The 26,372-nt window shown below is 38.5% G+C and carries 23 protein-coding genes and 1 tRNA gene; 8 read left to right on the top strand and 16 right to left on the bottom strand.

The window, feature by feature from the left end:
* Nucleotides 1-3 precede the first annotated feature (3 nt).
* The 3 genes from tpiA to ACHWSC_RS04540 form a co-directional block, all read right to left on the bottom strand.
* Nucleotides 4-771, bottom strand: coding sequence for a triose-phosphate isomerase (gene tpiA / locus ACHWSC_RS04530; RefSeq protein ID WP_120333340.1), 768 nt, complete (start codon nt 769-771; stop codon nt 4-6).
* An 11-nt stretch (nt 772-782) separates the two neighbouring features.
* Nucleotides 783-1,949: a putative sugar nucleotidyl transferase gene (locus tag ACHWSC_RS04535; RefSeq protein ID WP_394675917.1), complete on the bottom strand. Its 1,167-nt coding sequence runs from the start codon at nt 1,947-1,949 to the stop codon at nt 783-785.
* A gap of 78 nt (nt 1,950-2,027) precedes the next feature.
* Complete coding sequence (locus ACHWSC_RS04540; protein WP_046671774.1) at nt 2,028-2,276, bottom strand: type B 50S ribosomal protein L31; 249 nt, start codon at nt 2,274-2,276, stop codon at nt 2,028-2,030.
* Between the two features lie 226 nt (nt 2,277-2,502).
* On the opposite strand from ACHWSC_RS04540, the gene ACHWSC_RS04545 reads away from it, so the two are divergent.
* Nucleotides 2,503-2,841 carry a DUF2853 family protein gene (locus ACHWSC_RS04545; protein ID WP_088162808.1) on the top strand — a complete coding sequence of 113 codons (339 nt, stop codon included), beginning with the start codon at nt 2,503-2,505 and terminating at the stop codon, nt 2,839-2,841.
* Nucleotides 2,842-2,864: 23 nt separating this feature from the next.
* On the opposite strand, the gene ACHWSC_RS04550 is transcribed toward ACHWSC_RS04545, so the two are convergent.
* Together ACHWSC_RS04550 and ACHWSC_RS04555 are read right to left on the bottom strand one after the other, a co-directional pair.
* Complete coding sequence (locus ACHWSC_RS04550; protein ID WP_394675918.1) at nt 2,865-3,509, bottom strand: carbohydrate-binding family 9-like protein; 645 nt, start codon at nt 3,507-3,509, stop codon at nt 2,865-2,867.
* Between the two features lie 79 nt (nt 3,510-3,588).
* Complete coding sequence (locus ACHWSC_RS04555; protein ID WP_394675919.1) at nt 3,589-4,695, bottom strand: phosphotransferase enzyme family protein; 1,107 nt, start codon at nt 4,693-4,695, stop codon at nt 3,589-3,591.
* Nucleotides 4,696-4,925: 230 nt separating this feature from the next.
* Between ACHWSC_RS04555 and ACHWSC_RS04560 the strand changes: the two genes are divergently transcribed.
* Both ACHWSC_RS04560 and ACHWSC_RS04565 read left to right on the top strand, forming a co-directional pair.
* A complete protein-coding gene (locus ACHWSC_RS04560) occupies nt 4,926-6,272 on the top strand; it encodes a Gfo/Idh/MocA family protein (protein WP_394675920.1) in 1,347 nt (448 codons plus the stop codon).
* Between the two features lie 144 nt (nt 6,273-6,416).
* The gene (locus tag ACHWSC_RS04565) at nt 6,417-7,709 is read left to right on the top strand and encodes a hemolysin family protein (RefSeq protein ID WP_120333336.1); all 1,293 of its coding nucleotides are present in this window, start codon (nt 6,417-6,419) and stop codon (nt 7,707-7,709) included.
* A gap of 90 nt (nt 7,710-7,799) precedes the next feature.
* Here the strand turns inward: ACHWSC_RS04565 and ACHWSC_RS04570 are convergent, their stop codons facing one another.
* The 8 genes from ACHWSC_RS04570 to ACHWSC_RS04605 form a co-directional block, all read right to left on the bottom strand.
* Nucleotides 7,800-9,389 (bottom strand): peptide MFS transporter, encoded by a 1,590-nt coding sequence (locus tag ACHWSC_RS04570; RefSeq protein WP_075994030.1) that lies wholly within the window; start codon nt 9,387-9,389, stop codon nt 7,800-7,802.
* A gap of 83 nt (nt 9,390-9,472) precedes the next feature.
* Nucleotides 9,473-11,047 (bottom strand): peptide MFS transporter, encoded by a 1,575-nt coding sequence (locus tag ACHWSC_RS04575; protein ID WP_394675921.1) that lies wholly within the window; start codon nt 11,045-11,047, stop codon nt 9,473-9,475.
* Between the two features lie 275 nt (nt 11,048-11,322).
* A complete protein-coding gene (locus ACHWSC_RS04580) occupies nt 11,323-12,213 on the bottom strand; it encodes a TIM barrel protein (RefSeq protein WP_394675922.1) in 891 nt (296 codons plus the stop codon).
* 22 nt (nt 12,214-12,235) lie between these two features.
* Complete coding sequence (locus ACHWSC_RS04585) at nt 12,236-12,964, bottom strand: (Fe-S)-binding protein (RefSeq protein WP_394675923.1); 729 nt, start codon at nt 12,962-12,964, stop codon at nt 12,236-12,238.
* 20 nt (nt 12,965-12,984) lie between these two features.
* Nucleotides 12,985-14,283 (bottom strand): MFS transporter, encoded by a 1,299-nt coding sequence (locus tag ACHWSC_RS04590; protein ID WP_120333333.1) that lies wholly within the window; start codon nt 14,281-14,283, stop codon nt 12,985-12,987.
* 10 nt (nt 14,284-14,293) lie between these two features.
* Complete coding sequence (locus ACHWSC_RS04595) at nt 14,294-15,613, bottom strand: D-alanyl-D-alanine carboxypeptidase (protein ID WP_394675924.1); 1,320 nt, start codon at nt 15,611-15,613, stop codon at nt 14,294-14,296.
* Nucleotides 15,614-15,735: 122 nt separating this feature from the next.
* Nucleotides 15,736-17,451 (bottom strand): RagB/SusD family nutrient uptake outer membrane protein, encoded by a 1,716-nt coding sequence (locus tag ACHWSC_RS04600; RefSeq protein WP_394675925.1) that lies wholly within the window; start codon nt 17,449-17,451, stop codon nt 15,736-15,738.
* A 33-nt stretch (nt 17,452-17,484) separates the two neighbouring features.
* Nucleotides 17,485-20,787, bottom strand: coding sequence for a SusC/RagA family TonB-linked outer membrane protein (locus tag ACHWSC_RS04605; protein WP_394675926.1), 3,303 nt, complete (start codon nt 20,785-20,787; stop codon nt 17,485-17,487).
* Between the two features lie 431 nt (nt 20,788-21,218).
* On the opposite strand from ACHWSC_RS04605, the gene mqnC reads away from it, so the two are divergent.
* From mqnC to ACHWSC_RS04620, 3 genes are all read left to right on the top strand, one after another.
* The gene (mqnC, locus tag ACHWSC_RS04610) at nt 21,219-22,343 is read left to right on the top strand and encodes a cyclic dehypoxanthinyl futalosine synthase (protein WP_075994034.1); all 1,125 of its coding nucleotides are present in this window, start codon (nt 21,219-21,221) and stop codon (nt 22,341-22,343) included.
* A gap of 9 nt (nt 22,344-22,352) precedes the next feature.
* A complete protein-coding gene (gene scpB, locus ACHWSC_RS04615; protein ID WP_120333330.1) occupies nt 22,353-22,913 on the top strand; it encodes an SMC-Scp complex subunit ScpB in 561 nt (186 codons plus the stop codon).
* A 153-nt stretch (nt 22,914-23,066) separates the two neighbouring features.
* On the top strand, nt 23,067-23,228 hold the full coding sequence (locus ACHWSC_RS04620) for a hypothetical protein (RefSeq protein ID WP_167450446.1): 162 nt from the start codon (nt 23,067-23,069) through the stop codon (nt 23,226-23,228).
* Between the two features lie 104 nt (nt 23,229-23,332).
* On the opposite strand, the gene trxA is transcribed toward ACHWSC_RS04620, so the two are convergent.
* Genes trxA through ACHWSC_RS04635 form a run of 3 tightly spaced genes read right to left on the bottom strand, consistent with a single transcriptional unit; the run spans nt 23,333 to nt 25,217 of the window.
* Entirely contained in the window at nt 23,333-23,629 is a 297-nt protein-coding gene (gene trxA / locus ACHWSC_RS04625; protein WP_075994036.1) for a thioredoxin, read from the bottom strand.
* Nucleotides 23,629-24,360 (bottom strand): rhodanese-like domain-containing protein, encoded by a 732-nt coding sequence (locus ACHWSC_RS04630; RefSeq protein ID WP_394675927.1) that lies wholly within the window; start codon nt 24,358-24,360, stop codon nt 23,629-23,631. The genes trxA and ACHWSC_RS04630 overlap by 1 nt, the downstream gene beginning before the upstream one ends.
* Before the next feature lie 8 nt (nt 24,361-24,368).
* Entirely contained in the window at nt 24,369-25,217 is an 849-nt protein-coding gene (locus ACHWSC_RS04635; protein WP_394675928.1) for a GH25 family lysozyme, read from the bottom strand.
* 67 nt (nt 25,218-25,284) lie between these two features.
* Here ACHWSC_RS04635 and ACHWSC_RS04640 point away from each other — a divergent pair, with 67 nt between their 5' ends.
* Together ACHWSC_RS04640 and ACHWSC_RS04645 are read left to right on the top strand one after the other, a co-directional pair.
* Nucleotides 25,285-26,169, top strand: coding sequence for a bestrophin family protein (locus tag ACHWSC_RS04640; RefSeq protein WP_075994039.1), 885 nt, complete (start codon nt 25,285-25,287; stop codon nt 26,167-26,169).
* 95 nt (nt 26,170-26,264) lie between these two features.
* Nucleotides 26,265-26,349, top strand: a tRNA-Ser gene (locus ACHWSC_RS04645).
* Nucleotides 26,350-26,372: the final 23 nt, after the last annotated feature.

The raw sequence follows: 26,372 nt of genomic DNA on the forward strand, positions 1-26,372 counted from the left end.
AAATTAGCCGTTAAATACTTTAGCGATATCAATAAAATCTCTCGATTTTAAAGAAGCCCCTCCTATCAAACCACCATCAATGTCGGCTTGAGCAAACAAATCTTTTGCATTACCTGGATTACAAGACCCTCCATAAAGAATACTTGTATTATCAGCAATCTCCTGACCATATTGATCAGCCAACACCTCACGGATAAATTTATGAACCTCCTGTGCTTGCTCCGGGCTAGCTGTCAAGCCAGTACCAATTGCCCAAACTGGCTCATATGCCAATACCACAGATGCAAAAGCTTCTTTAGACAAGTGGAACAATCCATCTGTCAATTGTGTTTTGATCACATCAAAGAAAGCTCCAGATTCGCGTTCTTCTCTTGTTTCTCCAATACAGAATATTGGTGTTAAATCATGTTTTAATGCAATATCCACTTTAGATGCCAACAATGCATCAGTCTCACCAAAATAAGCACGTCTTTCAGAGTGCCCCAAAATAACATGTGAAGCACCTACTGATTTCACTTGTGAGGCCGAAATCTCACCTGTATAGGCTCCGGACTCAGCTTGATGAATATTCTGTGCACCAATATTTACATTTGCAACATTTTTCGACAATTGCCCAAGGCTTGACAAATGAATAAATGGGCTACAAACAACCAATTCTTGGTTTCCAATCACTTCATCTTTGGCCATATTGATAATTTCAGAAAACAAACTCAATCCTGATTGATAGTCTAAATTCATTTTCCAATTACCAGCTACGATTTTTTTACGCATGATTTTACGATTTAATTATATTTTTTGTTAAGTTGATTCAATTTATCTTTAATCTGCTCCGTGAGCTCTTCCCCTTTTGATGCATACAGCGTCTCCAAATATGCCATAAACTTATCAAATTCATAAGTTTGCACACCTCCGTCGAACACCCAAGCAAATGACGGTACAAATTTAGCATAAAAACTTGTATCTGCTAGCATGCTTGCAATTCCAATTACCGTCCCTGTATTTAAAGCCGAATTGATACCAAGGCGCGTATAGTCTCCAATAAAGGTCCCGCATTTTAACAGACCTGTATCCCGAACATCGTCCAATGCATAATCGTAAATTGACACGGTCTTTAAGTTATTCTTCAAATTGGAATTAGAGGTACCAGCCCCTAAGTTACACCAATCCCCTATCACCGAGCACCCTAGATAACCATGATGCCCCTTGGCCGAAAAATCACCAATGACCGAATTTCCGATCTCTCCCCCAATGACACTCTGCTTCCCTATCGAAACATTGCCATAAATCGTGGCGCCCATTTTAACAACGGCACCCTTACCAAGGTATAATGGGCCACGCAAATGCGCTCCCTCCATAATTGTAACATCTTCATCGATATATATGGGGCCTTGGAGGGTATTGATCGTAGCACATTCCACGCTAACACGATCGGCTACATAAAGGTCATTTCCTAACAATTGATTCGTCACAGATATACTGGACGACTGAACATCTTGTACCAGCAGATTGAAATCACGTGTTATTTCAGTTCCTGTAAGCAAAAACAGATCTTCTACCCCCTTTAGTAGATCCACTGACGTATCAATCTCTTGCACACGATAAGAGCCCATACGCGCATAACAACAAGCGATAACGTATCCGCCCTGTACAAGGACCTCTCCTACACCCAAGCGCTGTATAGCCTGCAATAATACTACTGACGGGATAACGTTCTCAGACAGCCAAATAATCCCCTCCTCGTTCGAATGAGCGGCAATATAGTGTACATCAAATTCTAAAGCTAATTTTTGCCATTTCTCCCGTAAAGTCAGTATACCAACCCGAAGTTCCAAGCAAGATTTTACGAAAGTAAATGGATAAAGACTCTTTCTATCAAAAGTAGTTAATGGGGAGCTAAGCTTATCCAACAATTGGATCGAATCAAAGCAATCTGTAAAGAAGATTTTCACAAATTAAAAATAACAAAAAAAACTCGACAAATTATATTTATCGAGTTCTTAATATTGTAATATACAGATCTGCTACAATTATTTTTTGTTGTAACGGTTACGGAATTTGTCGATACGACCAGCAGTATCAACCAATTTCATTTTACCTGTATAGAAAGGGTGTGATGTATGAGAGATCTCTAGTTTTACAACTGGATACTCATTACCATCTTCCCATGTGATAGTTTCTTTAGTATCAACACAAGATTTTGTAATAAAAGCATAGTCATTTGACATATCTTTAAATACAACTAATCTGTAATTTGAAGGATGCAAATCTTTTTTCATTATTATTATGATTACGTATATTCAATTATTGAGGTGCAAAGATAACTTATAAAAATGTAACTTACAACAATTACGAAGAATAATTAGTTGAAATTTTCCACATTTTAGTTAACAGCACTTATCAAGGGTACAAATGTAACAATCTTTATCCTAACCCAAAGAATAATTTTGTTTATCGACTTTTTTACCTAACTTAACTAACTACAATTAAATCACTTACATAATTATGAGCAAATTAGATGAAAAAATTGCTGCATATGTTGCAGAATCAAAAAAGCTAGGCTTATCATTAGATGAAGCATTTATTGCAAAAGTAACAAAAGGAATAGGACCTTCCATTTACAATGCAGACTCCGAAACCGTCGCTGCATCAGATCCCGAAGAACTGAACCGTGTCAAACAAAATTTTTTGATCAAAAAATTAGGCCTAAAAGATGGGCCCGATTTAGACAAGGCACTAGAGGAAGTGATTACCGCTATTGGCAAATCCAATAAAAATAAATACCGTGTATTAGTATATGCTTTATTGGCAAAGAAATTCAAAAAAGAATCTGTTTACCAATAAGCATCAACTTTTTTACTCAACTCCTAGCCAAAGACCATTTCTCCAAAAAACTCGGGGAGATGGAAGTTAGGAGTTGGGTTTTCTATTTTATTCCAAGATATAAAATGTGGTTGTTTGAGATGATCACCACATTTATAAAAATTCCCATGTATCAGTTTACCTTTCAGCTCTACAAGATCGTCAAACTGAAATACAGCAAATGGAATTACCTCAATCATACTCCATCGCTTATCTGAACCATTGCGCTCAATTAAAGAGTAAGTACGCACCTGTTCTATCGTTGCAATGTCCAACCGATTTCGACTCGCCTTTTCGGCAGGGCCATAACCGATCAAGCCTGTTCCAATTAGATTAAATTCAAGGTTATAATAATGTTTGCGTCCATCAAATGAAATAAAGAACTCCACACAACTATCTTCCCATACATTTTGATTTGTTTCGGAATAATTACCCCGAAGTTGTTCTTCGACGACATCGTACTGCAACACGAGATACTCCTGGGTGTAGCCAATCTTAAATTGTACCTCAGGTTTATACGGGAAAGATTCGCTCCAATTATTAAACTCCAAAGAATGCGATTCAAGATTACTCAAGAGCTTCGACAAAGTATGATAATCTAGTGAATTGGTCAGCTCCGCTGCGATAGGCAAAATGGTTAGTTTTTTCATTCGAATATTTTTTTTACAGAAAAAAGAAGCTTCATCTACGCGATGGAAGCTTCTCAATATGATTAAAGGTATAAAATTGTTAAATGCAATCAAAAACTACCTTCCGCATAAATGCTTCATTCTTTTCCATCTCTTCAACCAATTTCAGTTGCGTATTTGTACGCACCAGATTATGGTCCTCATATTTAGTCTTGTAGTAATGATCTCCTTCCAAATAGTCCGTTAAGAAACGTACTCCTTGCATATATGGCAATAAGAAGGCTCCATCTACTAATGTTTCTTTCTCCAAAGTTGTCAAGAAGTCATTAGCTTCCTCCAAATAACCTTCGGCATATGCCTTATATAAAGCAAGATTTAGCAGAACTTTCGAAACATCCTTCTCATCCTCGGCAACGGGGTTAATAATCGTCCGAATAGCATCCCCAAAATCATATGCCACATAGCCCGGCATGACGGTATCTAAATCGATGACACATTGCATCTTGTCGTAGCAATCTAAGAGCACATTATTAAACTTTGTATCATTGTGTGTAATACGCAGCGGAAGCTCACCCTTACTACCAAGTTCAAGAATGGTTTTCATTCGATCTTCACGACTAAAGATAAAATCCAATTTGTCTTTCACCGACGCTACGCGTTGACAGACATCTTTAGCGATCGCTTTTCGAAGATTTTCGAGTCTAAACTCTATATTATGAAAGTTAGGAAGTACCTCAACGATCAATGAAGCATCTAAATCCGAGAGCTGCTTTTGAAACAAACCAAAAGCACGGCCACCTTCAGCTGCCTGTACCTCAGTCTCTACAATATCATAACTTTTGGTGTCCTCTATAAGGATAAACATGCGCCAATAATTATCCTGACTATCTTTTATATATAATTTCCCATCTTTTGTAGGAACAATTGTCAATACATGATCGCTGATTCTCTTTCCTTCAGCGACTTTAACTTTCTTACTAAGATGCTTGGTGACAATCTCAATATTATGCATCAATCCATCCACGTTCGGAAAAACATGGTGGTTAATACGTTGTAATAAATGCGATATACCGCTATCTACAGTAGTAACTACACGATAAGTATCATTGATATGACCAGAACCAAACGGTTGCACTGAAATGATATCTCCTTCTAATGTGAATTGTTTTGCTGCGCTCTCTACTACTAATTGGTTAAAATCAGACATTAAACTATGTTTTTTAAATCATCAATGTGCTTGCAATATCACAAATTGAATTAATAAATGATAATTTTTATTTCAATCAAACGTTTGCATGAAATTTAATAAAATTAAGCAAACGTTTGCACTTTCATTTATCCCAAATGAAATAATATATTTGTTAATAGTAGCCAGTCTTAAGGACTGTTTTCAAACAAGTAAATAACTAATATACAAACTCCTTATATCTCAAAACAATGGATAGAAGAAATTTCATAAAATCGACTGCCATCACTACAGCTGGAATCGGTGTCCTTTCAAGTACAGAATTATTTGCTCAAACAAATGGGAAAATAAAAATCGGTTTTATTGGCGTAGGCCTTAGAGGACGTAATCACGTTCAAATTGCCCTAAACAGAGATGATCTAGAAATTGTGGCTGTCTGTGACACCCAGGAAGAATCTCTAACACAATGCCGTAAACAATTCAATGCAAAAGGCACCAAACTCCCAAAAGAGTATATTGGTGGAGTTGATGCTTACAAAAAGATGTTAAGCAATGAAAAATTAGATGCTGTCATTATTGCAACGCCTTGGCAATTCCACAAAAACCAAGCTATTGATGCAATGAAAGCTGGTCTATACGTGGGTTGCGAGGTTATTGCAGGTTTAACGCTACAAGATCACTGGGATATTGTGAAAGCATCCGAAGAAACTGGAAAGCCTTATATGACCCTAGAAAATGTTGCATTCCGTCGTGATGTACTTGCTGTATTGAATATGCACAGACAAGGACTATTTGGTGAGTTGTTGCACCTGGAAGGCGGTTATCAACACGATTTACGCGAGGTATTATTCAATGACGGAAAAGCCTATTATGGCCATGGCGTTGAATATGGTCCGAAAGCAATTTCTGAGGCACAGTGGCGTACACAGTTCAATATTGACCAAGATGGTGATCTATACCCGACACACGGTTTAGGTCCAATTATGCAATTTGCAGATATCAACAAGGGGAACAGATTCACTCATATCACTTCGTACTCAAGTAAAGCCCGTGGATTAGCAGCCTATGTCAATAAAGTTTCCCCGGGACATCCTAACGGTAAGATCAATTACAAAAATGGTGATATTACACAAACGATGTTACAATGTGCGAATGGAGAAACCATGTTATTAACGCATGATACACACTTACCAAGACCTTACTCTATCGGTTTCCGCGTACAGGGAACAGACGGTATTTGGATGGATGTTGCTAAAGGTATTCACATCGAGGGTAAATCCAAACCACACACTTGGGATTCTGCAGACGAATGGGTAAAGAAATATGATCACCCAATCTGGAAAAAATATGAAGAGGTAGCAAACGGTTCTGGTCATGGTGGCATGGACTGGTTTGTATTCAATGCGTTCATTCAGGCTGTAAAACAAAAAGTACAGACTCCAATTGACGTGTATGATTCAGTAACCATGAGTGCTGTATTCCCATTATCTACCGAGTCTATTGCAAAAGGAAATAAAACGTTGGAATTCCCTGATTTCACAAAAGGAAAATGGAAAACCAAGAAAAACACTTTTATGTTAGATGACAGTGGAATGTAATTGAAAAAACACGCCTATTATCATAAAAGCCGTATTGAAAGATATACGGCTTTTTTTATGAATTCCTGACATAATCATAATAATCCTACTATTTGGCCGGTCTTTTCCGTAAATTAGCCTAGCAAACAACTTTTTCAACTCATTATGCTTACCGAAGCAATTATTATTTTAGTCCTGATTATTCTAAATGGAATACTATCGGCATCAGAAATATCCATCGTGTCCAGCAGAAAGGCAAGGCTACAAGCTGAAAGCGATAAAAACAATGCCGCTGCAAAAATAGCGCTAAACCTAAAAGAATCGCCCAACAGCTTTCTATCCACTGTACAAATAGGTATTACCCTTATTGGCATCCTAACCGGATTCTTTTCCGGCGGCAGTATTTCATCTTACCTCGTAGAGATCTTTAATAAATCCAGTATCATAGCCCCCTATAGCGAACAGCTCGCCGTCATCATTGTCGTCTTTATCATCACCTACTTTTCGTTGGTACTTGGTGAACTGGTCCCCAAACGTATCGGTATGGCTATTCCGGAGAAGTACGCCATGCTGATTGCTTACCCGATGAACCTGCTTAGCAAAATCGTTCGGCCATTTGTATGGCTACTCAGTATGTCGACGGAGTTTATTGTCAAAATACTCAATATCAAGAGTAGCGGCAATAGTGTCACAGAAGAAGAAATTAAGGCATTAGTAGACGAAGGTGTTGACAGTGGCGTCATCGAAGGTATTGAGCACGATATCGTCGACCGTTTGTTGAGTTTAGGTGACAAAAAAGCGGTCAACCTAATGACTCACCGCAAAAACATTGTTTTTTTGGATCTGGAAGATTCCTTTGAAGAAAACAGAAAGATCATTTTAGACAACGATCATTCCATCTACCCAGTTTGTGAAGGTGGTCTCGACAATATTAAAGGTGTTGTTCATGTAAAATCATTACTCCATCAATGTCTCCAGAACGAAGCATTTGATCTCAGAACACTTATGTTACCGATCAAGTTTGTTAACGAATTCAGTTCATCTTATAGCATTATGAACACCTTACGTACCTCCAGTATACATCAGGCGGTTGTCATTGATGAGTATGGCTCACCACAGGGAATTATTACGTTACGGGATATCGTTGGCGATTTGGTTGGCAACATCACAGAAAGCGACCTAAGTGCCCGTCCGACAATACGTCAATTGGAAAACGGCGATTATGTTGTCGACGGACAATATCAGATTGAGGATCTTTTGGATGAATTTGAAATCGGTCTTTCTGAAGAAGATGAAGATGAGATCAACAATGTAACCACCGTAGGAGGCCTGGTATTCCTAAGATTAGATCACGTACCCGAAGAAGGTGAACGCGTGCGATTTAAAAACCTAATTTTTGAGGTGCTCGATATGGATGGACACCGCATCGATAAATTGCTTTTAAAAATTGAAGAATAAACATAGATAAGTATCAACAATAAAGTATAAAAAATAAGGGCTAATCAGTGTATTGATTAGCCCTTATTTTTATGATGCTATCGATCCTGATTAGTTGATCCCATGCATCATTTTTTTCAATATTGGATTGAAGACAATTAATAGCAATGCCGTAACCCCAGGAACTATTGCAAATATCATAAAGAAATAGGACATCGAATGTTCTTCTGTAATGCGATCAATATATGAACCTAAAAATCCACCGATAAAATTAGCAATTGCCGAAGCACAGAACCAGCAACCGAAAAGAAGCCCTAAAAATTTCTTTGGGGAAAGCTTACTAACATAAGACAAGCCGACAGGCGAAAGACAAAGCTCCCCTGCTGAATGAAAGAAATAGGCGATCACCAACCAAATCATACTCACAGACGCTGTCTTTGCTCCTTGAGGAATCTCGCTCGCCCCATAAGCTAATGCTGCAAATCCAATTCCTACCAATATTAAACCTAGTGCAAACTTAACTGGTCCCGAAGGATTCCAGACCTTCTCCCAGAATTTGCTAAATGACGATGCAAGTGAAATAATAAAGAATGCATTCAATATTTGAAACCATGAGGCTCCAACTTCCGATCCGGTTATTCCAATTTCTCGAAATACTTTCCATAAGCCCAAGCACCAAATGATACCAAATGAGACAGCGGTAAATAAAATAGTCAATGGATACTGTTTATATATTTTTCTAGCCAATGCTGTTAAAACGATCGTCACAATAACGATAGGCACAATAGTCAAAATAGTATCAATCCATTTAAATGTCACTGCTGAACTTCCAGACAGGACCCTTTGCGTATAATCCTTTGCAAAGATAGACATGGATCCGCCCGCCTGTTCAAAAGACAGAAAGAAAACCACACTAGCCAACATAAATATGGTGACAACGATTAACCTATCACGGACAACATGTGCAGGAATGACCTCTTCCTCCTCTTCGTGATTTTTGATCTTTTTTTCATGGTAAGCCTGAAGTGCTTTGGGTGAATCTCCGATAATTCCAAATATCTTTTGTCCAAAATAGAATTGCAACATACCAAAGAACATAAATACTCCGGCAAGCCCGAAACCATAATGCCAACCAATTTTTTCGCCGATATACCCACATAGAAGCATTCCCAAAAATGACCCGGCATTGATGCCCATATAGAATATGGTATACCCTGCATCTTTTTTAGGACTTTGATCTGGATAAAGATTTCCCACCATAGAAGAAATATTAGGTTTAAACATTCCGTTACCCAAAATCATTAACACAAGACCGAGATAAAAGAAATTGGAATTCACACCCTCAAATGCCATAGACAGGTGCCCTAATGTCATTACCAAAGCGCCTATCAAAATCGCCTTCTTAAAACCGGTTAGCTTATCCGCAATCATTCCACCGATCAATGGTGTTAAATAGACAAAACCAGTATACAAACCGTAAAGTTTCATGGCACGTTCGTTACTCCATTCCCATCCCCCATCAGCAAGGGAACTTATTAAAAATAAGGTCAACAATGCCCGCATACCGTAGTAACTAAACCGCTCCCACATCTCTGTAAAGAATAGCACAAATAATCCGGCAGGATGCCCATTTACCATCTTGTCATCGATCCCCTGCTTAGCAAGATGTGCTACAAGAACTTGATCTTTTTCTTGATTCATATAATTTCAATAATTGTTTTATAACTCAGGTTTTGTTTTTATTTTGATAAAAATCGCTTGAAGATACACTATTTTTCTATGAATTAATCAATTCCATGCATCATCTTTTTTATTTTTTTGTTGGCCAGAATAAGAAATACAGCAGCCACCATAGGAATTACTGTAAATACAGCAAAGAAATATGACATGGAATGAGATTCTGTAATCTTATCAATGTATGACCCAATAAAGCCCCCTATAAAATTAGCTATGGCATTGGCACAAAACCAAAAACCAAACAATAACCCCAGGAATTTTTTTGGCGATAGTTTACTGACATAAGAAAGTCCGACCGGACCAATACATAATTCGCCCACTGTATGAAAAAAGTACGCCAATACCAGCCAGATCATACTAACAGAGGCCGTCTTTGCACCGGTAGGAATCTCAGAGCTTCCAATAGATAAAGCTGCAAAACCAACTCCAACCAATGTAAGTCCCATTGCAAACTTAATTGGACCAGAAGGATTCCATACTTTCTCCCATATCTTACTGAATGATGTGGCCAGCGTAATGATAAAGAAAGAATTTAACATCGGAAACCAGGATACAGTAACTTCGGAATTCATACCATAATATTCCCGATAAACTTTCCAAAGACACAAAGACCAAATGATCACAAAAGAAATACTCGAAAAAAGTATGATCATAGGGTATTTACGTATGATTTTCTTCGCTAAAACAAACAGTACTCCGGTAATTACCACAATCGGCAAAACCGTCAATGCAGCATCCAACCATTTAAATAAAACCGCCACTTCACCACTCAATACCCGTTGTGTGTAATTTTTTGCAAAGATCGTCATCGAACCACCTGCTTGCTCAAAAGCTAAATGGAAAACAATACTTGACAACATAAAAATGGCTATTACCAGCAAACGATCACGAACAATATGCTTTGGATTTTCTTCTTGACCGGCCGCAATATCGGTTAACTCGTCTTGTTTCTCGGGTGTATTTCCAATTTTTCCGAAAATGGGTTGTGCAAAATAGAACTGCAACATTCCCAAAAACATAAATACTCCGGCAAGCCCAAAGCCATAATGCCAGCCGATCTTCTCACCAATATAACCGCATAGCATCATTCCTAAAAACGCTCCCCCGTTGATGCCCATATAAAAGATGGTATAACCCGCATCCTTTTTACCTCCTTTATCCGGATATAATTTCCCTACCATCGAAGAAATATTGGGTTTGAACAATCCATTTCCTAAAACAATCAGCACCAAACCCGCCAAAAAGAAGCTTTTATTAAATCCCTCTAAAGCCATAGCGATATGTCCCAGCGTCATAATTATAGCTCCGACCATAATGGATTTTTTATATCCTGTTAGGCGATCGGCTATAATCCCACCGAACAGTGGCGTTAAAAACACCATCCCGGTGTACAAACCATAAAGCTTCATGGCCTCGGAGTTGGTCCAACCCCATCCTTGTTGGGCAATGGTAGAAACCAGAAAATTTACCAACAGCGCCCGCATACCATAATAGCTAAAACGCTCCCACATCTCTGTGAAGAATAATACAAACAAGCCGGCAGGATGCCCTTGTACCAATACATGTTCAGCCCCTACTTTTTGCAAATGGGTTTCAAGAACAGCATTTTTTTCAAAATTCATGTTTTTTTTTGTCGTTATTTTTCAAAATAAGGTAGTGCGATTTCCATTTATAAAATATACCATCGGTAAACGGAAAAATCCGATGATCCTCTACACAAAGAAAGAGGTTGTTCACTCGTCTTCATATACTCAAGCAAGATAGTGAAGATTTTAATAGGTTTCTAATGAATGGACGGCAGTTTTTTTCGTTGTTGCATCCAAGCAACACTTCAATTAAAACCTATTAACTAGTCGAGTTCTTTCCATTTCCTGAAAAGAACTCGACTAGTTAAATATTAGATCAAAGGGCGCAAACGTTCCAATAATTTTTTAGTAGCAAAAATACCCTCTTCTTCGCTCAACTTACTTCCCTCATATTCAATCCCCACATAACCTTTGAATTTTGCTTTTTTAACAATCTTCAACATACGCTCATAGTCAATTTGCGTTTCATTTCCATTGGCATCAAAATCATGTGTTTTGGCACTCACACCATGCGCATAAGGCATTAGATCTGTTACACCTTGATAACGATCATACTCATAGAAATTACCAAGATCAGGTAAACTTCCACAATACCTACTACCCACTGCTTTTAATGTATTGGCCAACCAGTCACCATGTGAAGAGATACCACCATGGTTTTCTACAATAATGCTAATCCCCGCTTTTTTACCAATATCAGATAGTGCTGTTAAACTTTCAACAACACGTTTACTCACTTCCTCAGGAGTCCCTTTTCCAGCCGCATTGACACGGATTGCATGACAACCTAAGAAATTAGCTGCAGAAATCCACTTATAATGGTTTTGCACGGCTTGTTTTCTCTTTGTTTCATCTTCATCACCGAGATTTCCCTCACCATCGATCATAATGAGTACATTACGTACACCATTATCTTTTGCACGCATATTTAGCTCAGTAAGGTAGTTATTATCATTAGCCTTATCCTTAAAAAACTGATTCACATATTCCACCCCGTAAATACCGTATTTTTTGGCAGCTAATACCGGAAAATCCAAATTGTTCAAATCTCCCTTGAACAAGGATTTATGCAATGACCATTCAGCCAAGGAAATGTCAAACCAATCTTTCTTTGCTGCCGCAAAACTCTCCAAAGAGGGAGCTAATGCTATACCAGCAGACGCTAGTGCAAGGTTTTTAAGAAAATCTCTTCTTGAATTCATGTGTTTAGATTTAATGTGTTATTTAAATATTTCCCCAGCCAGTAGTCAACACATCAACGAGGTGCATCGTCTGAATGGGTAATTTATGTTTATCGATATAAGATTGAAGCTGTAGCAAACAAGATGAATCAGTGGAAATAATATAATCCGCATTCAGATCAAGTGCGTTGCGCACTTTTTGCTCAGCCATTGCTGCGGATATTCCTTCGAATTTAACGGCAAAACTCCCCCCAAACCCACAACATGTCTCGCTATCTTTCACCTCCACCATCTCCAAGCCTAAGACCTTACTCAATAATTTCCGTGGTTCCTCTTTAATCTTGCACTCTCGCAAAGCCGAACAAGAATCGTGATACACCGCAACACCCTCCAGCTCAGCTCCAAAATACTCTTTTTTTAGCACGTTTACTAAAAAATCAGAGATTTCCACAACCTGTTGCTGTATTTTATGGCATTGATGAGAATCTGCCGAATTTGCGAATAAATCATTATAAGCATGTCGTACCATACCAGTACAAGACGCCGAAGGAGAAATAATCACATGATCTCCTGAGAAATCACCTAAAAACTTCCGTCCGACCTGTTTTGCATCATCCCAAAATCCAGCATTATAGGCAGGCTGGCCACAGCATGTCTGCTCAGGATTATAGACAACCTCGCAGCCGACCTTTTCTAATAAACGAACCGTATTAAAAGCGGTCTCAGGGTAAAGCTGATCTATAAAACAAGGAACAAAAAGTTCTACTTTCATATGCAATTCAATCAATAAAATTAAGATTTATTGGATACTAATATCCGGATCAAAAGTAACAATCCAATTACAAAAAATAAAGAAAGAACCAATGCCGAGTATCGAATATTATGTGTAACCTGTTCTATAAACCCGAATGAGAATAATCCTATGACTATAGCAACTTTTTCTGTGACGTCATAAAAAGAAAAGAAAGCAGTCGTATCTTTGATATCCGTCGGAATTAATTTAGAATAGGTTGAGCGCGATAAGGACTGGATCCCGCCCATAACTAAACCGACCAATGCAGCAATGATATAAAACTGAAGTGGGGTAGATAAATAAAAGGCCGAAATACAGATGCCGATCCAGATCATTACCACAACGATCAACACCTTGATATTCCCAAAAAGCGTAGATAAATAAGACATTAAAAATGCACCTAAGATAGCTACAAGTTGAATGAGAAGAATTGTAGCAATCAACCTTTCCGCGCCTAAATGCAAAATTTTCTCCCCAAAAGAAGAGGCGACAATCATCAAAGTCTGAACACCAATTGCATAAAAGAAAAAAGCCGGCAAAAACTGTTTTATTTCAGGAATACCTTTGATCTTTTGGATAACATGGCCGAATTCATCCCGTACATTCTGAACAAAACTCTTACCTGTGTTATTCTCGGTTGCATCGATTTTAGGCAGGTATTTAAAAGGAATCATTGAAAACCCAAGCCACCACAATCCGACCATTAGAAACGATATACGGGCCGGTAGTGAAGCATCTGTAATACCAAACCATTCAGGTTTAAGCACCACTATAAAACAAAGAATCTGTAAAGTGACACATCCAATATAACCATAAGCAAAACCTTGCGCACTCACCTTATCTTGTTGATCGACAGTCGCCAAAAGCGGTAAATAAGAATTGTTAAACAAAACACCGCCAATATACCCCATCGCTGCAAGCACAAAACAGATGATACCAATTTCCAAAGTTTCAAGCTTGAAGAAAAATAAGCACATACATGCAACTGCTCCAACATAAGTGAAGAATTTCATAATCTGTTTCTTTTTTCCTTTTGCATCAGCGTACGAAGAAATAAAGGGCAAAGAAAAAGACATCAACAGATAGGCAAAAGCCAAAGAAAAATTGGAAAGTGCGGTATTGACGACTTCAATCCCAAAGAAACTAACAACATCACCATGCTCTTTTGTTGTAGTAATTGCGGTATAGTAAACAGGGAATATCGTGGAAGTAATAACAAGGTTGTAAGCAGAATTGGCCCAATCGAACATGGCCCAAGAACGAATCAATTTTTTATTGTTTTTTACAATTGCTTCCATTTAAATTGGCTTAATAAGTTTGACGAATATAAGTAATTATTTTAGCCATTTCTTTACGAATTGCACTTGCTCGATCATCTATATAATTATTGTTCATAAAAGAAAATGCCAAGCGCCTTCCTGTCCGTGTGATCAAATAACCACTTTGATTATAGACAGATGTAATCGTTCCCGTTTTAGCAAAAACAAACGGTTCTCCGAGATCTTTGCTATAGGTACGTTTCAGAGTACCATCTACACCCCCAGCCGGAAAAAGACGAAAACGTTCCTTCTCATCCGGCAACTTATTTTTCAAGACGACCAATAGATCGACATTATTTTGCGGAGTCACCTTGTTATAAGACGACAAGCCCGATCCATCAAAAATGGCAACCTCAGCTGAAAAGTATTTATAAACGTTATTCTTCATCCAGTCCCGCACCAAGTAAGTATCAAATTGACCGAATTGTTTCCACGAGCACATCATTAAAAACTGTTCAGCAATAAAATTATCACTTGGCAACATCATTTCACGGATTAAATTTTTGGTGCTGCCGGAATAGAGTATCTTGGTATTGCTTGGTTTTTGGTAAGACAATAAGGTCACGGATTTACCTAGACTATCCGACAATAATTTAATAAATAAACTATCAGAATAGATAAATGGAACTTCATTGACATAACCGCTCGGAACGGGACGTTTGGACATCCAAAAGGAATTTGTACGAAATGAACGGGAAAGTTCAAAATCACCTACCTTAGGTTCGGGCAAAAAATTCAGTGAATTTTGAAAACTCGCTGGAGAGGTTAATAGATAATTATAACCTTTTTGTCGAAAAGTGACCACGTTGCCATAAATAGGAAATGTACTAATTTCAGGCTGATAGTAAGCTTCAAAATCTTCCATAGCCCAACCATGTGCAAAGAATTTATTCTTCATTGTCCCTGGCACAACAAAAATGCGTTTATTCGTATTTTTCAAAAAGTTGTAGACCACCCTGGTATCTAACCGATTATGCAAAAACGTAGGATCACCTGTCCCCCAGATAAGCAGCGAGTCTCCACGTTCCACATACTCCAAACCAGGTATTGAATCGCCCAACAGTGCTAGAGCAGCATAGGTGGTATACATTTTTGTATTGGAAGCCGGTGTAAAATGCTTATTGCCGTTTATGTCCATCACATATTTATTGGCATTTAGGTCATACAAAGAAAAACCAACAAAATGATCATTTAATATTTTAGATTCTTGAAATAGCTGATAAACATCCTCAAAGTTCTGAGCCTTCGCTACAAAAGTAGCCGCCGGCACAAACCAAAGCAGCAACAATGCACTTAAAATTTTTTTCATCAGTTCAAACATACAAAAAACTGCAAGAACTCCCTTTCGCCTATTGCCAAAATTCAGATACAAATCCTTTAAAAAGGAAGGGGGAGACGATGTCTCCCCCTTCCTTTTTAAACTATCAAAAATTAATATCCTTGATTTTGTGTCAGAGCTCCACCACTTCTGTCAATCTGCGATTGTGGAATTGGGAAGTAATCATTTTGTGGTTTATAGTTTAAGCCTTTATAGCGGGCCATAAAACCACCTTCAAACGTTGCATAGCTTTCCAATACAGTTTTCGCCTCACCCCAACGTACGAGGTCATAGAAACGATGTCCTTCCATCGCTAATTCTAAACGACGTTCAAAACGAACAGCTTTGCGCGCATAATTTTGGTCTGGGAAAGAAGTATAGGGTTTAACAACATATACTGCCGCTGCTACATTATCGCCAGTCGTTTTAGGAGGTAATTTTGCGGCACGCTCACGAACTGCATTTACCAGATTCATTGCTGCACCTAAATCGCCTAATTCAACCTGACATTCAGCTGCCATTAAAACAACATCAGCTAAACGAATAATATTGACATCCAAGTCAGTAATATATGCCGCTCCTGACGCAGTATGTGTTGCATGTAAACTCTTCGGAATCATTGTTTTTATACCAACAAATGGTCCACCCGAGCTCACCTCACGAATCCATGCATCACCTGGCATGACACCATAATCATAGAAATTCACACCTCTACGGCCAACCGTATAATCTAAACGTGGGTCAAAACGAAGCGTAACATCAAGTTTATATGTTTTCTTTGCGTCATCGGACAAACCGAAATCTGATTTATATGGATTATTTCGATAAGAACCATCTAACAATGGTAATCCATTTGCATCAACTTTATACGCATTAACCAAATCAATGGTCGGCTGATAGAAACCACAACAACCTACAGGATTACTTCCATTTAATCCAGACAACATATCACCAACATTGGCATTATCACCCGATCCATCTGGATTAATCACATGCTTCGATACCAGTAATGCCTCTGGGCCGTCTTTTGTAAGTACATCAAAGTTATTTTGGTACGGCATCGTACGTAGATCCTTTGCACCTATAACTTCCTTAAACAAAACTAACGCATCCGCATATTTTTTTTGGTAGAGGTAAACTTTACCCAGATAAGCTTTCGCGATATTCTGATCCATACGTCCGGCCTGGCTATTGATTTTTGTCGCTGGCAAATTCGCTATTCCAGCTTTTAAATCGTCAATAATCTTCGGAAGTAAATCATCCTTATTCGGTTTCGTTTTAGCCTCTTCATCTGTTGTATTCTCATCAACATAGGCTAAATTTTTAAAAACACGCCAAAGGTAAAAATAATAATGCGCTCGCAACACCCGGGCTTCACCTTCTATTTCCTTCGCACGTGCGGCCGTTACCGTTTTTCCACCTGCTTGGTCGGCCTTCAGAATACGCAACGTATTATTTGCCCTTAATACGCCCTCATAATAAACTTCCCACATTTGACTCAGGTTGTCGTTCGAACTATTTGGCGTATGAAATTCAATCATATTCATGTTCGGTTGATCGGTTGCCTCAGATCCTTTATGCGCATTATCTCCTGCAACTTCACCAAACAACCATTGGCTAGGCGCCGAAGAGTAATTCCCCCAGGTACCGTTGACATTGCCGTTCAATATACCATACGCCCCGATAAGAGAGGCCTCTATACCTTTTGAATTTACAATCTGAGACTCAGGTAATTCAGCTTGCGGATCACGCTCCAAAAAAGATTTCCCACAAGAGGCTAATAAAGTCAATGATATACCTAAAACTGTAATTATATTTCTTTTTTTCATTTCAATCAAATTTTAACTTAAATCACTAAACTCTTAAAATCCTAGACTAACACCCAACATATATTGACGAGCCTGTGGATACACACCAAAGTCTACACCCAAGGCTGGGTAAGTCGACGGAGTAGCCGTAACTTCTGGATCAAGCCCCTCATATTTAGTAATCGTAAACAGATTTGTTACCCCCACATAAGCACGGAGTTTCTTGATACCGGTATTATTACCAAAAACACGATTGGTATCGAAGTTATAGCCAACTTGAAGATTTTTCAATTTCAAGAAACTTGCATCCTGTACATAATAGCTCGAAGAAGCATACTCATAGGGTGAAGCATTTCTCACTTGAGAAGGGATCATGCTACCGCTATTCGTTGGACTCCATTCATCCAATACGCGCGTACTTTTTTGACCTCTAAACACACCAAAATCTGTAAAATACCGCGTAGCTTCATAGTTTTGATTACCCTTTGAACCATAGAAGTAGGCCATAAAATCAAAGTTTTTATAAGCCGCATTGATATTGAATGAATACACAAAATCAGGATGTGGGCTACCTATAACGGTACGGTCACTTGCATCAATTTTGCCATCACCATTGACATCCTCAAATTTAAGTCCACCAGCTCTTGACTTTCCATCCTCATATTTAGCGACACTTGCATTGTTCATATCCGCTTCCGAATAAATACCAATTACTTTATAGCCATAGAAAGCACCAAGAGGTTCTCCAGGTTTTAAGATGGAGGTTTCCATACTTCTAAAACTACCGTACACTTGTTGGGTTACTGATGGTGCCAAAGAAACAATCTTGTTCACGTTACGTGAAATAGTTGCAGACAGATCCAATTTAAATGCACTTTCTTGACGTCTACCGTAATGATAGTTCAATGAAAACTCGATACCTTTATTTTGCATATCACCAATATTTACATAAGGCGATCCGGCCCGGCCTGCGGCAACAGCAGGTAAAGGCAACAGGTACAGCATGTCTTTCGTCTTTTTATTGTACCAATCAAAAGATCCATCAAAATCACCTTGTGCCAGGGTAAAATCCACCCCAATGTTTAATGCAGATACTTGTTCCCATTTTACGTCCGGATTACTGTAGGCATTGTGCCACATACCGGAAGTCAAGCTTCCGTCAATAGGATATGACGATGAATTAATAGCGACCTGATAGCGATTCAGATATTGATTGGCTGGAATACGTTGGTTCCCCGTCACCCCATAACCCGCTCTGATTTTTAGGTCCGAGATCCATGACACACCTTTCATGAATTCTTCCTCCGACAAACGCCAGGCAGCACTCGCTCCAGGGAATGTTCCATATTTATTGTTCGGCCCAAAATTAGAAGAACCGTCACGACGTACTGTTGCGCTTAAGATATACCTATCTTTGTAGGAATAATCAACCTTTCCAAATACCGAAAATAAGGAGCCTACAGAACCGCTACCTTCACTGACGCGACCAGTTGAAGCGGCATCCAAGTAAAGGTAATCAAGCGATGACATTGTAAAAAAGCCGTTTCCTTTTCCCCTTATCTGCCTATTTCTATTCTGAATAGCTTCCGTACCAGCGAGAATGCTCAACGTATGCGCCTCATTAAATATTTTTTTATAATTTAAAGTATTTGTCCAAGTCCATTCTTTATTCAGTCCAAAAAATTCATTAATTCCATTGTTAAAACTTCCTTCTGTAAACTCAGGGTTTGGATAGGTATAAGATACACCATTGTAGTTTTCATACTTCATACCAAAACTGCTACGGAAGGTTAATCCTGAGACAATATCAAATTCTCCAAAGACATTCCCGAAAAACATATTGCTCTTATTCTTATTATCCTTGGCACGATAGGCGATAGCAACAGGGTTTTCTCCATTACCATACTGTCCGCCAACAGATCCCGCAAAATTTCCGCCCTCATCATATACAGGGATGATATTATGAATACGATACGCAAAACCTAAAGCACTACCTTCACCGATATAGTCCCCGGCAGTATTGGTATTTACTCCCATACCAAATCCTTCCGTAAAACTATATTGCATATTTTCGCCGAAACGTAGTTTATTATTAAAGGCAGAGAAGCGTGTGTTTGAACGAAGATTATATTTTTCAAAACCGGTATGAATAATTGTTCCTTTTTGTTTCAGATAACCGCCCGAAATCGCATAGGAAGCATCTTCACCACCTCCTAAAACGCTAAGTTGGTGCGACTGAGTAGGGGCATTTTGGGATAAAGCATCAAACCAGTTGGTTCCGGCCTTATTTGCTTTGGTAATCTGATAAAAATCGCTTCGGCTACTCGCATCGTACTTATATTTTGACATATCCACGTCTGCAGCTGTAATCACATCTTTCCCGCCTACTTTGGGTCCAGCGATAAGGTAATCAGGCATCACATTATTTGTGCCGTCCAATCTATTTTCAATATCCAATGTTTGTTGCGGAGACAACATTTTTGGAAAACGCCCACTGTTTGGAACCTGCACACCATAATAAGAGTCAAGGCTAAATTGAGGTTTTCCACTTTTACCTATTTTTGTGGTAATGATGACAACACCATTATTTGCACGTGAACCATAAATTGAAGCTGCTGACGCATCTTTTAAGACCTGCATCGTTTCAATATCATTTTGATTCAACCAGCTTAACTTTCCTTCGTAAGGCACTCCATCAATAATGTAGAGCGGCTCGTTGTTGTTGATCGTACTGTAACCACGAATTTTGATCTGTGGTGTAGAACCAGGGGCACCATCGACTACGATCTGAACCCCTGTTGCCCGCCCTTGCAATGCCTCAACTGCACTCGCCGCCGGGGTAGTCTTCAACTCCTTCACATTGACAACGGCAACAGCACCGGTTAAATCTTTCTTACGCTGTGCCGAATAACCTGTGACAACAACCTCTTCCAAGGCATCTTCTGAACCGCTTAATGAAATTGCAAGATCAGCTTTCGAAGAAACAGTGACTTCAGTACTTTTGTACCCAATATAACTGATAATCAACACATCACCCACTTTTGCTTGAATCGTAAATGCACCATTCTCGCCGGTCGACGTCCCGTTACTGCTCCCCTTAACTTTCACAGATACACCAGTAATACCTTGACCTGTAGTAGCATCCTTCACGACCCCCTTGATAGGCGTCTGTTGTACGCTTCTTGTTTTGATTAATGAAACGACTTCAACTTTGCCATGGCTAGTTAATCCACTGGCAAATCCATGAGTGGTCATTCCTCCTCCAATGAGAAGAGAACTCATAATCAGAAACCTCTTATTGAACTTTTGGCCCAATATGAGATCAAAACAGCAATTTTTGTCCGTTTTTTTCATCATAATTTTACTAAATAGGTGGTTTAAAAAAATTTATGTTTATGCTTTAGTTGTTTTAGTTGATATTGGTTGCTATCTAAGTTTTTGGTCATTTTTTTAGGTCTGACGACAACAATGCTATATTATTGGCAGGTTCAGGCCCCTTGGTTATTCATTTTTTTCTAATTTGGTTATTTTTCCAGAAATGTTAAAATCTGTTAAATAAATGTAAAGAATAATAAATGTAAAAAAAAAGGAAAAATCTTAATTAATTCACAAAGCGCTATAAATCAAGTTATTGTATTTTATACACTAAGCTAAAATGCAATACTATTGTTACACAAGCACATCCTTTTGTTTTCTATCTCTCGAACCTTTCCCAAAATTCAATGTCCATTGTCAAATATTCCACAAATAGGTCCAAATAAGCTAAAAGCTCCTTATATTTGTTGTTGATGAATGTAAGTAATTTATTAGAACGGGCGCTCCGATTTGAGTTCCTATCCAAGGAAGAGGGTGTTTTTTTATATCAAAACGCACCTACAGCTGATTTGACTTTCGTAGCCAATGAATTGCGTAAGATACAAGTGCCACATGGTAAAGTAACCTGGCAAATCGACAGAAATGTCAATACCACCAATGTGTGTATTGCAAATTGCAAATTTTGCAATTTTTTCCGTCGCCCTGGTCATGAAGATAGCTACATTACCGATATTGAAAGCTACAAACAAAAGATAGAGGAAACTTTTAAATACGGTGGCGATCAACTGCTGCTGCAAGGTGGCCACCACCCGGATTTAGGTATTGAGTTTTACAAAAACCTTTACAAGCAATTAAAGGAACTTTATCCTACGCTAAAACTACATTCTCTCGGTCCACCTGAAATTGCGCATATTTCCAAATTGGAGAATATGAGCCATATTGAAGTTTTGACGCAATTGAAAGAAGCAGGACTAGACTCGCTACCTGGAGCGGGAGCTGAAATTCTCAATGATCGTGTGAGACGTCTTATATCAAAAGGAAAATGCGGTGGTAAAGAATGGCTAGATGTTATGCGGGCAGCCCATAAAATTAATTTACCAACTTCTGCCACCATGATGTTTGGTCATATCGAAACGATAGAAGAACGTTTTGAACATTTGGTATGGATTCGCGAAGTACAGGATGAAAAACCGCAGGAATCCCATGGATTTATTGCGTTTATCCCTTGGCCTTTCCAAGATGATGGTACCTTATTGAAAAGACTGCGCGGTATTACCAATAATGTAACGAGCGAAGAATATATTCGCATGATTGCCTTAAGCCGCATCATGCTTCCTAATATTAAAAATATACAAGCTTCCTGGCTCACCGTCGGAAAGCGCACGGCGCAATTATGTCTGCACGCTGGAGCGAACGACTTCGGCTCAATTATGATTGAAGAAAATGTCGTTTCGGCAGCTGGTGCACCACATCGGTTTACATCAAAATCTATACAGGAAGCTATTTTGGAAGCTGGATTCAGCCCACAACTGCGAACACAAAAGTATGAGTTCCGTGAGCTACCAGCCCATATGGTCGAACAGGTCATTAACTATTAATACGATACATTGAAAGACGTCATAAGAAATATTGAAGCAATTATATTTGCTTCTGCGGAAGGAATAGATCTTGCCGATATCAAACAGATTTTGCAGGAATCCTTAGCCATCGAAGTATCCAGGGAAGAGCTACGTGACTTGATTAAAAAAATTGAAACAAAGTACCAGGACGAAGACTATGTACTCGAATTACGCTATATCAACAACGCCTATCAGTTTTTGACAAAAGCTGTTTACCATGAATCGATACAACAGCTCCAAAATCACAATAACAAGCGAAAACTAAGTCAATCAGCGCTAGAAACCCTCGCAATCATTGCCTACAGACAACCGATAACAAAATTAGAAGTGGAGCAGATTAGAGGTGTCAGCTGCGATTACTCTATTCAACGGTTACTGGAAAAGAAACTGATCAAAATTGCGGGAAAAGCAGATAGTATCGGAAAACCTTTACTTTATGCAACAAGCCAGCAGTTCATGGATCACTTCGGAATCAATGGTGTGAGAGATCTCCCACAATTGAAAGACATCGTTACCGAGGACAATGCGATTGGCGAAACAAATGAATAAATAAAATAAAATAAATTTTTATTTTCAAAATACAATTCAACATACTGATTAACAGAAAAATAAAGCTTAATATTTTTTTAAAAAAAAGTTTTAAAAAATAGTTTTCTTCTCTAATTTTACAACATTGAATAAGAAACAATAAAGTATTATTTTATGAACACGGCAACTTTAGCTAACGAAGATCTTGAAGAAGTAAAATTCGCATCTTTCAACGGTCCTGATGACGATGATGATGATTTCGATGACGATTTCGATTTACCTGAAATCGACTCAATTGGAGGATTGGATGACTTCGATGATGACGATGAATTTTAATATTTTAGTGCGATATAACACTACCTATTAAAACACCAGAGTATCATTAAAAAATAAGGCGTTCAATTTGATTGAACGCCTTATTTTTTACTTTGCTTGATTTTTTACTTTACTTGATCGATCAATTTATGTAATTCCATCTTGGGAATCATGCCGCTTTGTCGCCATACCTGTTGGCCATTTTTGAACAACACGAAAGTAGGCACGCCACTTACCTTATAAATCGAAGCAATTTTCGGATTCTTATCCACGTCAATTTTAATGATAGACAAATCATCTTGATAAAATTCCTTTACATCCTGTAAAATCGGCGCCATAGTCTGGCAGGGACCGCACCACGTCGCAAAAAAATCCACCAAAACCAGCGAATTTGATTGAATAATCTGGTCAAAAGTAGCCATTATTGATTCTCCTTTACTTCTTCTTGCAATGCCTTATACCCACCTTGGATATTGCATATATGTTTAAATCCTTTAGCACTCAAAATCGATACAGCCACTGCACTCCTATAACCTGATTGACAGTGTACATACAGCTGTTGATTGTCTTTTTTAAGCGTAGAACCAAAATTAACGAAATCTGTTAATGGAATATTCATTGCATTGTCAATATGTCCATTACCAAATTCTTTATCTGTTCTTACATCCATAATATGACCTTGATCTGATCTTTTCCTGAATTCTCCTGCACTGATATTACGCAACGAGACTACATCTTCGCTAGCTTTCCAAGTTTCAATGCCGCCTTCCAAAACCCCAATAACATGAGTATAACCCAGCTTTAATAAATGATGATAAACCGTATCTTGACTATCTCCGTCTGTAATCAATAAAAGCTTTTGAGCTTTATTGGGAAACACTTGCGCCAAAAAGTGATCAAAAGGGCCCTTAAAGCCTATATTTATTGATTTAGGTACAAATCCTTGTAGGAATATATCGCCAGGTCGCGTATCAAGAACTTGAATAGCTGTTTCACGACGCAGTTTTTTAAATTCTTTCAATGTTAATCGTGGTAAATCTGAAGCGGGTTGCGACATCTCGACCCGATGACTCTTCGATGCTGAATACAATTGCATTTGACCATTGAACAGTGCAATACAGACTCCACATAATGTGATAAAAACTCTACGCATATATTTTACTATTTAAAAGGAATAAGCAGCTTTTCCAATTCCTCAATTTTACCATTGTATATATTTAAATCCACATTGCCCTGAATCCCTCTAACAGTACCTTTTTCAGAAAATTGCCAGAAGGCCCAATGCTCTTTGGGGTTCTCAATCCAGAAGTTATAATTTGCAATCCACAACGTATAAGCTGCAAATTCCTTTTCCAAAAAATCACTATAAAACTTATCTCCGGAGTAAAGAATGGGTTTTACCTTGTAATGGGCTTCGACTTCTTCAAGCCAACGTTTTAGCCCAACTTTCAAGCTATCCATCGATTGTTGCTTTGGATGCTCCTCAATATCCAAGACCGGTGGAAGATCGCCAGATTGTAATTTAACCTTACGAATAAAATTCTTCGCTTGCTTTACCGAGTTCTCATTCGGTCTAAAATAATGGTAGGCCCCTCTCAAAACTGGCCTATTTTCCGTTTTACTCCAATTTCGACTAAACTTATCATCAATTCCTTTCTCACCCATTGTCGCCCTGATAAACACAAAATCTATTGGAAAATGATCATTGATTGTGCTAACTTTCTGCCAATCTATTTCTTCCTGATAGGTAGACACATCTATGCCAAACACCTTATCGTCGTGCTTGCTCATTATCTCAATATTACGAATATCATATTTAGCTTCCTTCGTCAGAGACTTGTCTTTGGAGGTAGCCACGCGAAAATAGTATATAATTCCAGCCCGATAATGCCACACAACAAGACAGAGGAAAAACACCAGCATCCCTGCTATCATCCAAATCCACCTTGTTCCACGAACCTGACTTCCTTTTGTACTTGTTTTCTTTCTTTTTGATTGCTGTTGTGCCATAGCACGATGAAGTTACGGCAATAGCAATTAACTCGCAAAATTTTCGCAACAATTTATATTTTTGTGTATGATCGTATACAACCCCAAAGACTGGCTTTCGGCAACTTTCAAATTGCATAAATCAGATACCTTCAAAAAGTTACTGCCATTTCTTGTTTTGATAGCGTTTTATTCCTGGATGATTGCCTTTCTAGAATTGGAATACCTCAAACTAAATGAAAAGAGCTGGGTCAAAAACATTACCATTGTCCACAATCTTCTCGGTTTTGTTATATCGCTTTTACTGGTATTCCGAACAAACACGGCCTATGACCGCTGGTGGGAAGCCCGAAAACAATGGGGTACATTGACCAATGTTAGTAGAGCCTTTTCCTACAAACTCAATGCCATGCTGGATGTAGATGACAAAGTGAATCGTAGTTTTTTCAGAAAGGCAATCCCCCTGTTCGCAGAGACACTATACGATTTTCTAAGATCGGATTACACCAAGTTTATGCTCGACGAAAACGAACACCCTGAGTTAAAGGCATTAGACAATAAAAAACATGGTCCGAACCAAGTTTCCACCATGATCTTCCACAAAATCAATGATCTATATAAAGAAGGAACTATAAGTGGCGATCAGCTTATTATCCTTAATGAGGAAATTATTACCATGACACATGTTTGTGGAGCTTGTGAACGTATTAAAAACACCCCAATACCATTGGCATATAGTGCATTTATCAAGAAGTTCATTATCTTCTATACCATGACCCTTCCAGTAGGTTACGTTTTTTCCATCGGTTACTTTGTTGTGATAGCTGTACCATTCATCTTATATGTTTTAGCATCTCTTGAATTAATTGGTGAGTCCATTGAAGAGCCATTTGGTATCGACCAAGACGATTTACCGATCGACAAAATTGCGGCCAACATTAGGAAACACTGCCATGAGATTATCCCTGCATAGACTTTTTTAAAAACAATCTAGCTCATTTTCAAACGCTAAGACTAGCTATAGAAAATAAGTTTTGTAAATCTATTCGAAATTTCTACTTTTGTCGCGGAGAGTTGGCAGAGTGGTCGAATGCGGCGGTCTTGAAAACCGTTAACTGTCACAGGTTCGGGGGTTCGAATCCCTCACTCTCCGCAGAAAAAGCCTTTCAGAAATGA

The sequence above is a fragment of the uncultured Sphingobacterium sp. genome, from assembly GCF_964277905.1.
Taxonomy (GTDB): Bacteria; Bacteroidota; Bacteroidia; order Sphingobacteriales; family Sphingobacteriaceae; genus Sphingobacterium; species Sphingobacterium siyangense.

Coding starts and splice junctions, on each gene's coding strand:
- ACHWSC_RS04620 (WP_167450446.1), top strand. CDS start 23,067: ATGAACACGGCAACTTTAGCTAACGAAGATCTTGAAGAAGTAAAATTC.
- ACHWSC_RS04570 (WP_075994030.1), bottom strand. CDS start 9,389: ATGAATCAAGAAAAAGATCAAGTTCTTGTAGCACATCTTGCTAAGCAG.
- ACHWSC_RS04585 (WP_394675923.1), bottom strand. CDS start 12,964: ATGAAAGTAGAACTTTTTGTTCCTTGTTTTATAGATCAGCTTTACCCT.
- tpiA (WP_120333340.1), bottom strand. CDS start 771: ATGCGTAAAAAAATCGTAGCTGGTAATTGGAAAATGAATTTAGACTAT.
- ACHWSC_RS04630 (WP_394675927.1), bottom strand. CDS start 24,360: ATGCGTAGAGTTTTTATCACATTATGTGGAGTCTGTATTGCACTGTTC.
- ACHWSC_RS04550 (WP_394675918.1), bottom strand. CDS start 3,509: ATGAAAAAACTAACCATTTTGCCTATCGCAGCGGAGCTGACCAATTCA.
- mqnC (WP_075994034.1), top strand. CDS start 21,219: ATGAATGTAAGTAATTTATTAGAACGGGCGCTCCGATTTGAGTTCCTA.
- trxA (WP_075994036.1), bottom strand. CDS start 23,629: ATGGCTACTTTTGACCAGATTATTCAATCAAATTCGCTGGTTTTGGTG.
- ACHWSC_RS04540 (WP_046671774.1), bottom strand. CDS start 2,276: ATGAAAAAAGATTTGCATCCTTCAAATTACAGATTAGTTGTATTTAAA.
- ACHWSC_RS04605 (WP_394675926.1), bottom strand. CDS start 20,787: ATGATGAAAAAAACGGACAAAAATTGCTGTTTTGATCTCATATTGGGC.
- ACHWSC_RS04595 (WP_394675924.1), bottom strand. CDS start 15,613: ATGAAAAAAATTTTAAGTGCATTGTTGCTGCTTTGGTTTGTGCCGGCG.
- ACHWSC_RS04590 (WP_120333333.1), bottom strand. CDS start 14,283: ATGGAAGCAATTGTAAAAAACAATAAAAAATTGATTCGTTCTTGGGCC.
- ACHWSC_RS04640 (WP_075994039.1), top strand. CDS start 25,285: ATGATCGTATACAACCCCAAAGACTGGCTTTCGGCAACTTTCAAATTG.
- ACHWSC_RS04565 (WP_120333336.1), top strand. CDS start 6,417: ATGCTTACCGAAGCAATTATTATTTTAGTCCTGATTATTCTAAATGGA.
- ACHWSC_RS04560 (WP_394675920.1), top strand. CDS start 4,926: ATGGATAGAAGAAATTTCATAAAATCGACTGCCATCACTACAGCTGGA.
- ACHWSC_RS04600 (WP_394675925.1), bottom strand. CDS start 17,451: ATGAAAAAAAGAAATATAATTACAGTTTTAGGTATATCATTGACTTTA.
- ACHWSC_RS04555 (WP_394675919.1), bottom strand. CDS start 4,695: ATGTCTGATTTTAACCAATTAGTAGTAGAGAGCGCAGCAAAACAATTC.
- ACHWSC_RS04580 (WP_394675922.1), bottom strand. CDS start 12,213: ATGAATTCAAGAAGAGATTTTCTTAAAAACCTTGCACTAGCGTCTGCT.
- ACHWSC_RS04575 (WP_394675921.1), bottom strand. CDS start 11,047: ATGAATTTTGAAAAAAATGCTGTTCTTGAAACCCATTTGCAAAAAGTA.
- ACHWSC_RS04545 (WP_088162808.1), top strand. CDS start 2,503: ATGAGCAAATTAGATGAAAAAATTGCTGCATATGTTGCAGAATCAAAA.
- ACHWSC_RS04635 (WP_394675928.1), bottom strand. CDS start 25,217: ATGGCACAACAGCAATCAAAAAGAAAGAAAACAAGTACAAAAGGAAGT.